General features: G+C 36.6%; 16 protein-coding genes. 14 read left to right on the top strand and 2 right to left on the bottom strand.

The features are described 5' to 3' along the window. Nucleotides 1-16: 16 nt before the first annotated feature. From F598_RS0103125 to F598_RS0103175, 11 genes are all read left to right on the top strand, one after another. Nucleotides 17-2,086 (top strand): hypothetical protein, encoded by a 2,070-nt coding sequence (locus tag F598_RS0103125; RefSeq protein ID WP_019037566.1) that lies wholly within the window; start codon nucleotides 17-19, stop codon nucleotides 2,084-2,086. Nucleotides 2,087-2,166: 80 nt separating this feature from the next. Next, nucleotides 2,167-3,069 carry a heme o synthase gene (cyoE, locus tag F598_RS0103130; RefSeq protein ID WP_019037567.1) on the top strand — a complete coding sequence of 301 codons (903 nt, stop codon included), beginning with the start codon at nucleotides 2,167-2,169 and terminating at the stop codon, nucleotides 3,067-3,069. Then, nucleotides 3,060-3,626 carry a cytochrome c oxidase subunit 3 gene (locus tag F598_RS0103135; RefSeq protein WP_019037568.1) on the top strand — a complete coding sequence of 189 codons (567 nt, stop codon included), beginning with the start codon at nucleotides 3,060-3,062 and terminating at the stop codon, nucleotides 3,624-3,626. The genes cyoE and F598_RS0103135 overlap by 10 nt, the downstream gene beginning before the upstream one ends. Before the next feature lie 44 nt (nucleotides 3,627-3,670). Beyond that, entirely contained in the window at nucleotides 3,671-4,657 is a 987-nt protein-coding gene (locus tag F598_RS0103140; RefSeq protein ID WP_019037569.1) for a cytochrome c oxidase subunit 3, read from the top strand. A 25-nt stretch (nucleotides 4,658-4,682) separates the two neighbouring features. After that, complete coding sequence (locus F598_RS0103145; protein ID WP_019037570.1) at nucleotides 4,683-5,048, top strand: cytochrome C oxidase subunit IV family protein; 366 nt, start codon at nucleotides 4,683-4,685, stop codon at nucleotides 5,046-5,048. A 73-nt stretch (nucleotides 5,049-5,121) separates the two neighbouring features. Further along, nucleotides 5,122-5,757, top strand: coding sequence for a membrane protein (locus F598_RS0103150; RefSeq protein ID WP_019037571.1), 636 nt, complete (start codon nucleotides 5,122-5,124; stop codon nucleotides 5,755-5,757). After that, nucleotides 5,758-6,432 carry an SCO family protein gene (locus F598_RS0103155; protein WP_019037572.1) on the top strand — a complete coding sequence of 225 codons (675 nt, stop codon included), beginning with the start codon at nucleotides 5,758-5,760 and terminating at the stop codon, nucleotides 6,430-6,432. It begins immediately after the preceding gene. Next, a complete protein-coding gene (locus F598_RS0103160; RefSeq protein ID WP_019037573.1) occupies nucleotides 6,429-6,968 on the top strand; it encodes a DUF420 domain-containing protein in 540 nt (179 codons plus the stop codon). Before F598_RS0103155 ends, F598_RS0103160 begins: the two co-directional genes overlap by 4 nt. A gap of 13 nt (nucleotides 6,969-6,981) precedes the next feature. Then, complete coding sequence (locus F598_RS0103165; RefSeq protein ID WP_026302490.1) at nucleotides 6,982-7,227, top strand: hypothetical protein; 246 nt, start codon at nucleotides 6,982-6,984, stop codon at nucleotides 7,225-7,227. Then, complete coding sequence (locus F598_RS0103170) at nucleotides 7,220-7,573, top strand: arsenate reductase family protein (protein ID WP_019037575.1); 354 nt, start codon at nucleotides 7,220-7,222, stop codon at nucleotides 7,571-7,573. Before F598_RS0103165 ends, F598_RS0103170 begins: the two co-directional genes overlap by 8 nt. Next, entirely contained in the window at nucleotides 7,566-8,468 is a 903-nt protein-coding gene (locus F598_RS0103175; protein WP_019037576.1) for a DMT family transporter, read from the top strand. The genes F598_RS0103170 and F598_RS0103175 overlap by 8 nt, the downstream gene beginning before the upstream one ends. Before the next feature lie 290 nt (nucleotides 8,469-8,758). Here F598_RS0103175 and F598_RS0103180 read toward each other — a convergent pair whose 3' ends face one another. Next, on the bottom strand, nucleotides 8,759-9,133 hold the full coding sequence (locus F598_RS0103180; RefSeq protein WP_157594934.1) for a hypothetical protein: 375 nt from the start codon (nucleotides 9,131-9,133) through the stop codon (nucleotides 8,759-8,761). Nucleotides 9,134-9,269: 136 nt separating this feature from the next. Next, entirely contained in the window at nucleotides 9,270-11,702 is a 2,433-nt protein-coding gene (locus tag F598_RS0103185; RefSeq protein ID WP_019037578.1) for a DUF5916 domain-containing protein, read from the bottom strand. Between the two features lie 131 nt (nucleotides 11,703-11,833). Between F598_RS0103185 and F598_RS0103190 the strand changes: the two genes are divergently transcribed. The 3 genes from F598_RS0103190 (at nucleotide 11,834) to arsB (ending at nucleotide 13,853) form a co-directional block, all read left to right on the top strand. Further along, nucleotides 11,834-12,163 carry an ArsR/SmtB family transcription factor gene (locus tag F598_RS0103190; protein ID WP_026302491.1) on the top strand — a complete coding sequence of 110 codons (330 nt, stop codon included), beginning with the start codon at nucleotides 11,834-11,836 and terminating at the stop codon, nucleotides 12,161-12,163. 22 nt (nucleotides 12,164-12,185) lie between these two features. Next, nucleotides 12,186-12,635 carry a DUF6428 family protein gene (locus tag F598_RS0103195; RefSeq protein ID WP_019037580.1) on the top strand — a complete coding sequence of 150 codons (450 nt, stop codon included), beginning with the start codon at nucleotides 12,186-12,188 and terminating at the stop codon, nucleotides 12,633-12,635. Nucleotides 12,636-12,842: 207 nt separating this feature from the next. Then, nucleotides 12,843-13,853, top strand: coding sequence for an ACR3 family arsenite efflux transporter (arsB, locus tag F598_RS0103200; protein ID WP_019037581.1), 1,011 nt, complete (start codon nucleotides 12,843-12,845; stop codon nucleotides 13,851-13,853). Nucleotides 13,854-13,882 lie beyond the last annotated feature (29 nt).

A 13,882-nucleotide genomic window follows, 5' to 3' on the forward strand; every position in this document is an offset into this window, starting at 1 on the left:
TTTACACCCATCTACTATGAACAGGCTTGCATTAATGTTACTTTTTTTTAGCGTAAGTATTTTTGGTCAGAACTTTATCTCAAAAGCAGAAAACTATCCTGTTTTTTCTAAATGTGAAACAGTGTCACAAACAGATCAGGGAACTTGTTTCAGGCAGCAGTTAAAGACTTTCGTCTTTAATAATTACAACGAACCACAAGTTGTAGCAGATAGGGATTATACGGGTGTAGCTACCATTATTTTTGAAGTAGATCGTGAAGGTATATTTCGGGTGCTTTATGTGAATTCAGATTTTGAGGAACTCAATCAGGAGTTGGAACGCGTTTTTGAGGCTTTGCCTCAATTGAAACCAGCAACATACAACGGCTCTCCAACTTATGCTCAATTTAGGATGCCACTGCAGATTCCGCTTTCTCCCACCATTTTGCAAGAGGAAGTTATTCAGAAAGAAAACCCCCTGGAAAGTTATCAGAATGAGTTAGATAGTCTTGAAACAAAACCATTTAACTATCCTCAATACGAAAGTGGTCTTAATATCCCACTATCTCATGAGTTTTATAACCGTTTTACCCCGAAAATGAATAAAATCGGGACCAATGCACACACGGCTTCCAAACCTTATAGCTATTCTGAAGTTAAGCCCTATTACGATATTTTAGAAGCAAATCAGGCTTTGTTTTACGATAAAAAATCCTGGTTTGGTAGAAAATTCTTTAATGAAAATACGGTTCAACTTCAGGGTGAAGACTACTGGTTTACTGTAGATATTGCTGCAGATCTCCAGGTGGGAAGAGATTTTGAAGAAGACTTTACCACCTACAATAATACCAGAGCTGGAATTTTTCAAGGGGGATTGGGGAAACGACTTAATTTCTTCACCGTTATTTATGAAAGTCAGGGTAAGTTTGCAGACTATTTTAACGACCTGGCCACCGACCTTGGTAGAAGTAATTCGAGTCAGGTGAGTATTCCTGGTCGAGGTATTGGCGAGCCTTACCGAGATGGATTTGATTATCCTGTTGTGGAAGGTTATCTAAGCTATAAAGCTGCAGACTGGTTAGACGTTCAATTTGGACGGGGCAATAACTTCATTGGGGATGGCTACCGCTCTTTGTTTTTGAGTGATAATGCTAGCCCAAATGCTTATGTAAAAGTAAACACCAATTTTTGGAGATTCAAATACACCAACACCTGGTCGTCATTAAGAAATCCCAATACTTTAACTGATGGAGGCGCTTTTCTTACCAAATATATGGCGACTCATTACCTTAGCTATAATGTCAATAAACGTTTAAATATCGGCCTATTCGAGTCTGTTTTATTTGAAAGTGAGCCTAATCGTGGCTTCGATTGGAATTTCATTAATCCAGTAATATTCTACAATATGGTAGAATACAGCACAGGTTCAAGGTCTGGTAAATCTCTCATTGGCTTAAGCTATAAATATAAGTGGACAGACAGAATCAACACCTACGGACAATTACTCATAGATGAGTTTTCTGTAGACGATGTAACTGCAGGAAATAAGAGTTGGAAAAATAAATTTGGATTTCAGTTAGGTGCCAAATACGCCAACGCCTTTAAAGTAGATAACCTGTTCTTTCAGTTAGAGTACAATCAGGTGAGGCCTTATACCTATTCGCATAATACGTTAAACCTTCATTATACCAACGATAACCAGTCAATGGCTCACCTTTGGGGAGCGAATTTTAGAGAGTTACTTTTTATTACGCGATATCGAAAAGACCGGTTTTATGGACATGCCAAACTTATTTTTGGTGAACGTGGTTTTGAAACTAATGAAAATTCAGACCCCTTTTATGGCAGTAACTTATTAGGTGATGAGCGCCTGAGAATTGCAGACCAGGGAATCACCATTGGTCAGGGAAATCGTGCTAACTCCTACTACGGAGAGTTTGAAGTTGGATTTATAGTCAACCCTACGACGAACTTGAAAGTCTATTTAAATCTAATTCACAGAAGACTTGATGTTTCTCAAAATACTGTTTTAAATTCTGAAAGAAATACCACTTGGCTCAACCTTGGATTTAGGACAGATATTTTCAATTGGTACTATGATTATTAAGGGAATACTTAGTAAATATTAACGAACGTCTGCGTACGCAAAAAAACTTTTTAGCCTTATCTTTGCAAAAATTTCTTGCATTGTCAGATTCCTTAGTTTATACACATTTATTTTCTTGGATAAAAGACTTTAAAGAACTCACCAAATTCAGGCTTGCTGTAAGTGTGGTGTTTTCTTCTATTGCAGGATACCTGCTAGGTGTAGATGACCTCAATTTTGGAAATCTTATCTTATTGGCTTTAGGTGGTTATGCCATGGTTGGAGCTTCCAATGCCTTTAACCAGATCATAGAAAAAAACCTTGATGCTAAGATGAAGCGGACTAAAAATCGTCCAATCCCATCGGGTTCTATGAGCGTTAATGTGGCTTTTGCTATTGCATCTTTATTAACCGTGGTTGGATTAATCTTGCTTTTTATCATCAACCCAATAACTTCAATGTTTGGGGCGATTTCTATATTTCTTTATGTGAGTGTTTACACTCCTTTGAAAACAATGACTCCGCTTTCTGTATTTGTAGGGGCTTTTCCGGGTGCCATACCATTTATGCTGGGCTGGGTAGCTGCCACTGGATCCTTTGGTATAGAAGCAGGAACTTTATTTATGATCCAATTTTTTTGGCAATTCCCACATTTCTGGGCCCTAGGCTGGTGGCTTTATGACGATTATAAAGAGGGTGGATTTTTTATGCTGCCTACGGGCAAAAGAGACAAAGGGACCGCTATTCAAATCATATTATATACCATTTGGACATTAATCGTTTCTGTGGTACCTGTGCTCGGCGTGACAGGAGATTTGAAATTATCCATTGTTTCGGCCGTGCTGGTCTTTATACTTGGGCTAGTCATGCTCTATTATGCCATTCAGCTTTTCAAAAACAGAGCGACTAAAGATGCGAGGCAGCTTATGCTGGCCAGTGTCTCATACATTACTTTAATACAAATTATTTACGTTTTAGATAAATATATCAGATTATGGCTTTAGACGAAAAACATAAACGCGCAAGGATGATGATGATGTGGTTTGGAATCATCAGTATGGGAATGATGTTTGCCGGCTTGACGAGTGCTTATGTCGTTAGTAAAAATAGACCAGACTGGTTAACTGATTATCAGCTTCCAGATGTTTTCATATGGAGTACTGTGGTTATTTTTATAAGCAGTATCACCTTTCATCTCACTAAAAAATTTACGGCTGAAGGAGATTTTGGTAAAGCTAATATAGCTATTATCACGACTTTCATTTTAGGAGTTCTCTTTGTCGTGATGCAATTTATGGGGTTTAACGACATCGTAGAAGCAGGTTACTATTTTACAGGTAGTGCTAGTAGTATCACCATGTCTTTTATCTACCTGTTGGTCTTGGCTCATGTGGTTCATGTCGCAGCAGGACTTATCGTACTCTTAGTTGTAATTTATAATCATTTTAAAAAGAAATATTCAAAAGAAAATATGTTAGGTTTACGCCTTGGAGTCACCTTTTGGCACTTTGTCGATGGGCTCTGGTTGTACCTCTTTTTGTTTTTATATTTCTTTAGATAATGATAAAATTGTCTATTTTTGCAGAACATTAATATTTGATTTTTATGGAAGCTACTACCGTTGCGAAAACAGGTACCGAAGGAAAAACATGGGGCGGAGGCGAAGAGAAACCTCTAAAGGCTAGTTACGGAAAATTAATGATGTGGTTTTTTATCACTTCTGATGCATTAACATTTTCTGGATTTCTTGCCGCTTATGGCTTTTCAAGATTTAAATTTATCAATGAATGGCCAATCGCAGATGAGGTCTTTAATCACTTTCCTTTTTTACATGGTGTAGATGCACCTATGTATTATGTAGCTTTAATGACGTTTATCCTTATTTTCTCATCAGTAACCATGGTATTGGCTGTGGATGCGGGACACCAGATGAAAAAGAATAAGGTAGTCACCTATATGGCCTTAACCATTTTAGGGGGAATTGTTTTTCTTGGTTCTCAAGCCTGGGAATGGTCTAACTTCATCAGTGGAGAATATGGTGCTGTTGAAACAAGAAGTGGTAAAATATTACAGTTTGCAGATGCAGAGGGTAATAGAGTTTCTTTAGAAGAATTTGCCACTGCTACTCCTGGTGAAAGAGCAGAGCATGAAAATAAAAATGGTGTCTGGTATGAGGCTGAGGCTTCTTACAATCCTTTAGGGATTGAAGATGTGAAAAGAGGCTTTGCGGCCAATCCAGACCTGCGTGTGAGAACTATGCAGCTTACAGAAGAGGGAGAAAAAGAACTTTTAAATAGAGAAGAATCATTATTAAAATTAAATGAGTCTGGAATAGGCGTTATTCAAGGGGCCAATTTATCCAGGAATGAGTATGGGGCGCCATTGTTTGGTGGTTTCTTCTTCTTCATTACAGGATTTCATGGTTTCCACGTCCTATCTGGAGTTCTTATTCTTATCATTATATTTTTTAATGTTTTGTTAGGAACCTATGAAAAACGAGGTAGTTATGAAATGGTTGAAAAAGTAGGGCTATACTGGCACTTTGTGGACCTGGTTTGGGTTTTTGTATTCACTTTCTTCTACTTGGTTTAATTAAAAATTTTAGAACACTTATCTAATGGCACACGATACAACTCACGGCGAACATTCAGGAGCAAAAAAGAGAATCTGGCAAGTTTTTATTATCCTTTCCATCCTTACAATTGTAGAGGTGGTTTTAGGGATATTTAAACCAGAATTTTTAGTTGATACAGATTTAGTTTCGATATCACTCCTTAACTGGATATTTATCATATTAACAATCATTAAGGCATACTACATTGTTTGGGCTTTTATGCACATGGAGCATGAAGCCGCAAGTTTAAGACGAGTAGTAGTCTGGACCGGCGTGTTCTTGATTTGCTATCTTATTGCAATTTTATTAATCGAGGGATCTTATATTCAGGAGGTCTATGAAACTGAATATATCACCTGGGACTTTTAAAAATGAAAGGTTAAATATAATTCAAAAGGCGGTTTTCAAAAACCGCCTTTTTTAATTTTGCAAAAACATTCTGATGAAAAAGTACATCGTTCTTATTGTTTTATTTGTACTGCCACTAGTAGCCTATTTGTTCTTTTCTAGTGGAATTAATTCTTTTGGAAGACTTCCTGTTTTAAACGAAAATCTTTCGGTTTTAAAGAGTTTCGAAACCGATAGCATTAACTTCGACAATAAAATAACGATACTCACTTTTTTTGGTCATAATTTCGACGTTCGAAAAGTTCATGCTTTCAATATGAAGGAGAAAATCTATGATCGCTATCATGAGTTCGATAACTTTCAGGTTGTTACAGTAACTTCGCCCAATTCCGAAGAAGACATACAGACTTTCAAAGCTGAAATCAATAAGTCTTCTGATGCTTCAGAATGGTTATTTATGCCTTTAGAAGATGAAGACACGAAATCATTATTCAATAGTTTAAATTCCGATCTGCAACTCGACAATGAATTATCATCACCTTATGCTTTTATAATCGATAAGAAGATGAAATTGAGAGGACGAAGCGATGATGAAGAAGAAGGAACAAAGTTTGCTTATGATATGAGTAATCTAAAGGAAGTAAGTGATAAGATGAATGATGATGTCAAAATAATCCTGGCAGAATATAGATTCGCATTGAAAAAAAATAACGCTCAAAGGCAAAAATAAATGAAGAAATACTCTTACGTAGGCATATCGCTTGTCATTTTAGTTTTTGGAATCTGGGTAGTAAGTGAAATGCTTAGCAGAAATTCTAAAGATAGTCTAGCCTACCTCGAAATTGAAGGTCAGCGCAAAAAAGTGCCAGAATTTAAGTTTACTAATCAGGATGGAGAAACCATAACCGATGAAGATTATCTTGGAAAGGTGTATGTTGTAGAATTTTTCTTTGCCACTTGTCCAACGATTTGTCCTATTATGAACGAGAACCTTCTTGAAGTGCAGGATGAATTCTATGGTAATATGAATTTTGGAATAGCTTCCTTTACTATCAATCCTGAACATGATACGCCTGAGGTTTTAAAGGAGCACGCACAGGAGCTAGGAGTGAAGCATCCACATTGGAATTTTTTAACAGGCGACCGTGAAGAGATATATGAGCTTGCCAATGAGGGGTTTAATATTTACGCTCGTGAAGACAAAAATGCAGAAGGAGGCTTTGAGCATTCTGGTTTCTTTGCTTTGATAGATCAGGAGGGTTTTATTAGAAGCAGAACTGATGAAGCAGGCAATCCAATTATTTTTTATCAAGGTTCTGTGCCTAGAAATGAAACCTCCAGTCAGTCACATGAAACCCAGCAAATAGATATACTTATAGAAGATATAGAAATACTTTTAAAATGAAAGCGACACTAAGCAAATCAGACAAAACTATTGTCCCTATCATTATAGCTCTATCTGTAGTGGTACCCATTGTTGTAGTGATTTTGATGAACCTCCCAACACGCTATGACTTGCTAGGATTGGAAGTAGGCTCTTTTCCATTTTTTCATGCAGTCATTAATGGGATGACCGCCATTCTGCTTTTTCTGGGATACCGATTTATAAGACAAAAGAAAAAAATAGCGCATAGAAATGTAATGATTACTGCATTTGGCTTATCTGCTTTATTCTTAGTAAGTTACGTCATTTCTAAAATAAGTAATGAGCCTGTACCATATGGTGGTGAAGGTGCTTTACGTTATGTTTATTTTTTCATATTGATTTCGCACATAGCACTTTCAGCAATCATTATACCTTTAGTGCTATTCACCATGTACAGAGGTTTGACAGGTGAATATCAAAAGCATAAGAAAATAGCCAGATGGACGTTTCCTATTTGGATGTATGTGGCTATTACTGGAGTTTTAGTATATTTATTTATGTTGCCCTATTATTAAAATATATAAGATGATGAAGATGAAAACTATTGGACTTACACTTATAATATCGTTAGTAATGGTATTGGATGCCACAGCTCAATGTTCGATGTGTAGAGCTGTCCTGGAAACCGAAGCAGACCAGGGCCAAGCAGAAGCTATTAATGATGGTATTATTTATCTTATGGCTTTTCCTTACATTTTAGTGTTTGGTGTTTTATATTTTGTTTACAAATCTTTTCAGAAGAAAAAAACCCAGCAAAATAATATCGATGAATAAAGTCTTCTATCTATCTAGCTGTGATACTTGCAAAAAGATTCTTCAGAAATTAAACTTACCTGAAGACCTTGAGTTACAGGATATCAAAAAAGAACATATCTCCGAAGATGATCTAGATTACCTCTATAGCCAAACTAAATCCTATGAGCTGTTACTTAACAAAAGAGCTCAAAAATACAGGACTGAAGGGCTTAAGGATGAAAATCTATCTGAAGATGAAATTAAATCATACATTCTTTCTCACTACACCTTTTTAAAAAGACCCATATTTATTGTAAACGATAATCTATTTATTGGAAACAGTAAGCAGACGGTGGAGGCCTTGAAGTCTTTTTTCAATGAGTAATCGTGTCCTGGCTCTCCTTGCAGCTTTTGTAGCAACAACAATTTTTGGAATAAACCACACCTTGGCCAAAGGCCTCATGCCAGATTACGTACAACCTCTAGGGTTTATAACCATCCGGGTGCTTGGGGCAGGAATTTTATTTTGGCTGGTAAGTCTCTTTATCAAAAATGAACGCATAAAGAAAGAACACTGGCCGCGTCTGCTGTTAAGTGCAGTGTTTGGAATGGTGCTCAACATGCTTTTCTTTTTTAAGGGCTTAAGTCTTTCTACACCAATCAATAGCTCTGTAATTGTCACGATTACACCCATTTTGGTGTTCATGCTTTCAGCTATCTTAATCAGAGAGAAGATTACTATACTCAAAGGCTCTGGAGCTCTTTTAGGTCTATTTGGTGGCCTTAGTCTTATTCTGTTTGGGGTTCAACAGCAAACGGGGGCGCCCAATATCCCTTTGGGTAATGTTATGCTGCTGATTAACGCTTTATCCTATGGGATGTTCTTAATTGTAGCTAAACCACTTACCAAGACTTACCATCCTATCACTTTGATGCGATGGTTATTTTTAACGGCTATAATCATCAATCTTCCAATTGGCTGGTCGGAGTTTCAGCAGGTAGATTGGGTCAATATGCCCTTTTCTGCGCTCTGGCGTGTAGGTTTTGTTGTGCTAGGTACAACCTTTACCACGTACTTACTCAATATGTTTGCCTTAAAGCATCTTTCAGCCTCTACCATTGGTGTGTTTACCTATTTGCAACCCGTCATTGCTATAGCCTTTGCCATTTTATCTGGAGCAGATCAACTCACTTTTGTGAAGGTCATTTCAGCTATATTAGTGTTTTTAGGAGTATTTATGGTTTCTAAAAATCCTGCACGAAAGCGGTCACGTCATTAAGTTTTCTTCGGAATTCACCACTGAATTACTTGATCTTTAGCTTTATTCAGTTTAAACTTAGTGATTGATTTTTATGCTACATCTCAATTTCGTTTGCCTACTCATTATTTTATTTACTTCTTGTCTTAGTTCATCTGAAACTGAAGCAAAAACTACAATTCTTTTAAAAAAGCAGCCTGTAAAACTTACTCATATCTACAAGGACTAAGAACTTATCGTGTAAATAATGAAGTATATTAAACTCCTTTAAACTTCAACTATAGATTGGTTAAGATAAATTTATTAACCTATTAATTTTCCTTTTCATCCTCAGCATCTCGCTGTTTTAAAGCCAGATATTCTTGATACTTTTTAGAGCTCAATATGGACCTAATTTTAAGATTATGGGACCTCCTTAGCGCTCTTTCCTGAGTTATAGTATTCTCTTTGCCTGCTTTTTTCCTAAGATCTAAAAGACTTTCAGCATAGATCATATTTATTTTTTTTAAATCCTTTGCCTCTCTGGCATCTAGTTTAAGTTGGTCGACTTCATATCGTGTAAGTTGATTGGCCATGGCTTCCACAGATGTTGCTCTTGGAGTTTGGTCTTGGGCTGTCATTACAAATGAAAAGAGAAAGAAGACAAATATTAACCCTAAAGTTGAAATTGATTTTGAAAATGTCATGATTAAATTTTCTTGTTAAATTAAATAAATAGAGGATTAAGACCTGCTAATGAAAGGTTAAATAGCTAAAGCTTAGTACATTATATTTTAACGTAGCCTCTTCAGTTTAATCAGTTAATAAGATGAATTTAGTTGATTAACCTTTCTCCGATTTAAATACAGACCTTACAGTATTCACGTCAAAAAAGTATTGAAGCCGAATGGACACTGTGTGTTGAATGTCTTGCTGGAATAAATCAGTAAACGTGGTTTCAAAATTCTTTTGCGCTTCACTGGTATTGCTGAACAATTGATTTCGGTATAATGCAGTAAGAAAGCTTCCAGGAGCAAATTGCCATGAATAATTTAAATCTACATTCCAGGTGCTAAAGTTGATATCTGGATTATTGGGCAATGCAGACTTTGGTAAGTTAGTGTTTTCTGTAAGTCTACCGTTATCATTGAGATTATACATGAATTCATCGTATAAAACGGTGTCCCAATAATGACGGAGCTGTAATTTCAAGCCGTGAAACGGGTTGAAATTATAATTAGCAGAAACACTATTTACGATGATAGATCGATCACGCTCTCCAAAAATAGGTTCGCCTTCAAGAAAATTTGAAAAGCCCCTGTCGTTTATTCTTTTGTCTAAAGAAAATTCGTAGACCATGAAGAAAAAATCATTGAATCTTACTCTGGGTTCAATCCTGAAATTATAACCGTAGGAGTCTCTTCCTTCCTCAAAAAAAGTATTTACGTTGCTTCTTAGATCTATGGCAAAAGTTCTGTTATAATTGGATGATAGAAAACCACCAAAATTTGTAAAGTTCTCGTAAATAAAAAATTGACCGTCTACTCTGGGTTCAAAATAATCGAACTGTCTACCCGGTTCTATTCCTATGTCAAAGCCGTAGGTGTCCAATTTTAGGGAATTTATTCTATAGCTCGCATCCAACTCTAAGCCAGTATAGGTATTCGGGGAGGCCAACTGTTTGTATCGAGAAGAAAAGCTTATGTTATAGTTTTGAAACCTATCTGTGGGTTCAAATATTCTATAAGAAACATTGGCAGAGAAATTATTAAAGTTATTTCTAAGCAGAAGACCAAGATCATTGATGTCATACTTTCTATCAGCATAAGAATGCCCAATAGAAAATTGATACTGATTACTAATTTTAGCTAGCTCTAGAGCAGAACTGAAGCCTGTGCTGTTATCTTCAATGTCGCTGATATGACTCATTTTCAATTCACCTGCCAGCCTGTAGGAGTTAGAGTCATTTATAAGGTTAAATAAAGCACCAGTCACATTGGCGTCTCTTGCACTGCCTGAACGGGTAACATTGGTATTAATTAAACTCACAGATGAGTTTTTATTGAACTGTTGATCAACCACTAAAATATTATAGTTAGACAGGGGCTCAACTTCTATGGATCTTGCTTCATTTTGTATGGTATCCAAAACTGTAGCATTAGTACTTTCGGTGACGGCATTAAAAATTCCAATACCCAAACCGCTCTTTAATCGACCAGACATTTTTACCGCATTGATAAGCTCTACCTCACTCGGTCGATCGATTAATTCCTCATCATCTTCCAGTTCTACGCTACCTATAGGAGCACTACCTACTCTTCGTGAAAAAAATAAATTGCCCTTTGTGAAAAGGTCAACACCCTCAGTAAAAAATTGACGCTGCTCGGCGAAGGTTTGCTCAAAAGGACCTAAATTAAGAACCACATTGTCGAATCTGGCCTGACTAAAATCGGGTATCAGTGTGGCGTCTAAAGTCAAGTTATCAGTAATGCCGTATTTCACATCCATTCCCAGTTTAAAGTCGGTAGTGGTTTCATCACCAATCGTATTCACAATTCCAGTGGTAAAAGGGTATAAATTTAAGCGAAGTGGTGGCTTCAGATCTTGGATACCAATCAATTTCCCATGATAAAGGCCTTCATAGCCTTTGGTCCTGTCGATAGGATTCCAGGCGTATTCTGAGCGTTCTCGTCTAAAATACCTTCTGAATTGCACCCCCCAGGTTTGAATATCTGTTTTGGGAAATCTAAGTGTTCTGTAGGGTATTTTCATTTCTAATTGCCAGCCAAAACTTGTCTTTTGCACTGCACTTTCCCAAACAGCATTCCAGCCAAAATCTTGTCCAATACTTGGAGATGACAACGCATCGGCTTGAGTGCCTGAGCTAAAAACTATAAATTGTGTATCATTTTGCGCATCGTTATTAGGGTTAAGGACAAGGGTAAAATAATCAGTCTGGCCAAACTCATCTCTAATCGTGTTTTGACTCATGATTTTGTTAGGATCATCGTATAACCTAGCAGAGACAAATACCGCTTTATCGTTATAATATAATTTAACTTCTGTTTTCCGATCTGAGGTTGCAGCAAGATTTAAGTTGGGAGTAAATTGAGTAAAATTAGTAGCTACTTCTAAGTTCTGCCAAACGTCATCATTTAACTCACCATCAATTTTTGCAGATTCATTTTGTCTGGTTATTTGGTATTGCTTTTTGTCTTGAGCAATAACGGTTAATGAAGTTAAAAATATAAGGAGGTAGACAGAGTGTCTAAACATTAGTTTAAAAATTTAATTCGGCAAATTTACGTTGATAGGACTTTTAGAAATAAAATAAGTTGAAATTATTCTATAATAAAATTCAATTTCTTATCATTAATCGTAATATTGCAATATATAATTATTACGATATGGGAATTACGCGAACCGATTTATTTACTGAGAAGCAAAATGAATTTGCCAAAGTGGCCAAGGTATTTGGTCATCCGGCAAGATTAGCTATCCTTGAATTCCTTTTAAAATCAGACTCCTGTATTTGTGGAGACTTAGTTGAAGAATTAGGTCTTGCTCAGTCTACCATAAGTCAGCACCTCAAAGAATTGAAAAGTGCTGAGATCATCCAGGGAAATATTGAAGGGACTTCTATTTGCTATTGTATCAACGAAGAGAAATGGTATGAGCTTAAGATAATATTTAATGAACTGTTCGATCGTTTTCCTAGATCAAAAGATTGTTGCTAATTAATTACTTTAAATTTTATATATGACACTTAAACAAGTAAAGACACATTTAGAGACTATAAATTCTTTAAAATTTCAACTACCAGATGGAAGCATTGTACCCTCTCATTTTCATGTGACTGAAGTTGGGCAGGTCAGCAAAGATTTTATCGACTGTGGTGGTACCTTGAGACACGAAAAAGTCGTCAACTTTCAACTTTGGAGTGCAGATGATAAAGATCATAGACTGCAACCCAAAAAACTTAAAAATATCATTCAACTTTCAGAAAAGAAGCTTTTTATAGACGACAGGCTTGAGGTAGAAGTAGAGTATCAGGGAGACACCATTGGTAAATATCATCTCGATTTTAAAGATGGCGCTTTTCATCTCGTAAGTACATTAACCGATTGTTTAGCCAAGGATAAGTGTGGAATTTCTGAACCTGAAGTTCAAGAAGAAACCACCTGTGCGCCTGGTTCTGGCTGTTGTTAATGAGCTTTCAATGAGATACAGGCAGTCTGGACTTTACAATATTTCCGATAATTGTTAGCTCGAGTTGCGCGGAATATGATATAGCATTGTATCGAGAGCTAGTTTTAGAAAAGACTGTGGTGCTAGCTCTCGATATGTTTTTACTTCATTAGATTCTATCAATTCACTCGAACTGAACATCACACAAAAATTTATTTTAATACAACAATGGGAAAATTTGAAAAATACCTGAGTCTATGGGTTCTTTTGGCGATTTTGGTAGGCATCGCGATTGGTCGATTATTCGGAGATTCTATTGTATTTTTAAGTGAATTGGAGGTCTCAAAAGTCAATATTCCAGTTGCTATTTTGGTCTGGATGATGATCTACCCAATGATGGTGCAGATCGATTTTTCATCGCTTAGAAATATAACTAAAAACAGTAAAGGGATTGGACTTACTTTAGTGATCAACTGGTTGGTGAAACCCTTCACCATGGCCTTTTTTGCCTGGCTGTTTTTAGACCAGATTTTCCAAGCTTACTTATCTCCAGAAGATGCCGAGCAGTATATTGCAGGAGCGATCATTTTAGGTGCGGCTCCTTGTACGGCAATGGTTTTTGTGTGGTCTTACCTTACTAAAGGCGATGCCAACTATACGCTTGTACAAGTTTCTCTAAATGATTTGATTTTACTGGTGTTATTTATACCACTGGTAAAATTGCTTCTGGACGTCACCAGTGTTGAGATACCTTACGATACACTGCTGTATTCGTTACTTATATTTGTGGTGATTCCCCTATCTGCGGGGTACATTTCAAACAGGTACTTAATTAAAAGAAGGGGATTGGCCTGGTTCAATACTGTATTTTCACCTAAGTTCAAACCCATTTCAATGATTGCATTGATTACTACTTTGGTGTTGCTGTTTGCCTTTCAGGGCGATAAAATCATAAACAAGCCTTTTGATATTTTATTGATAGCAGTACCGCTGACGATCCAAACCTACTTCATTTTTTTCATCACTTGGTTTATAGGTCGACACATCAAATTGAAGCATAGTGTATGTGCCCCTTCTGCCATGATTGGGGCTAGTAATTTTTTCGAGTTGGCAGTTGCTGTGGCTATTTCGTTATTTGGACTTAACTCTGGTGCCTCACTGGCTACAGTAGTTGGAATTCTGATAGAAGTACCTGTGATGTTGTCTTTGGTAGCGATTGCTAATAAATGGCGTTATTAAATATTAGTGAGCGGCAATAAAACTTAAAT

Origin of the sequence: Psychroflexus tropicus DSM 15496, assembly GCF_000378765.1 — a bacterium.
Lineage (GTDB): Bacteria > Bacteroidota > Bacteroidia > Flavobacteriales > Flavobacteriaceae > Psychroflexus > Psychroflexus tropicus.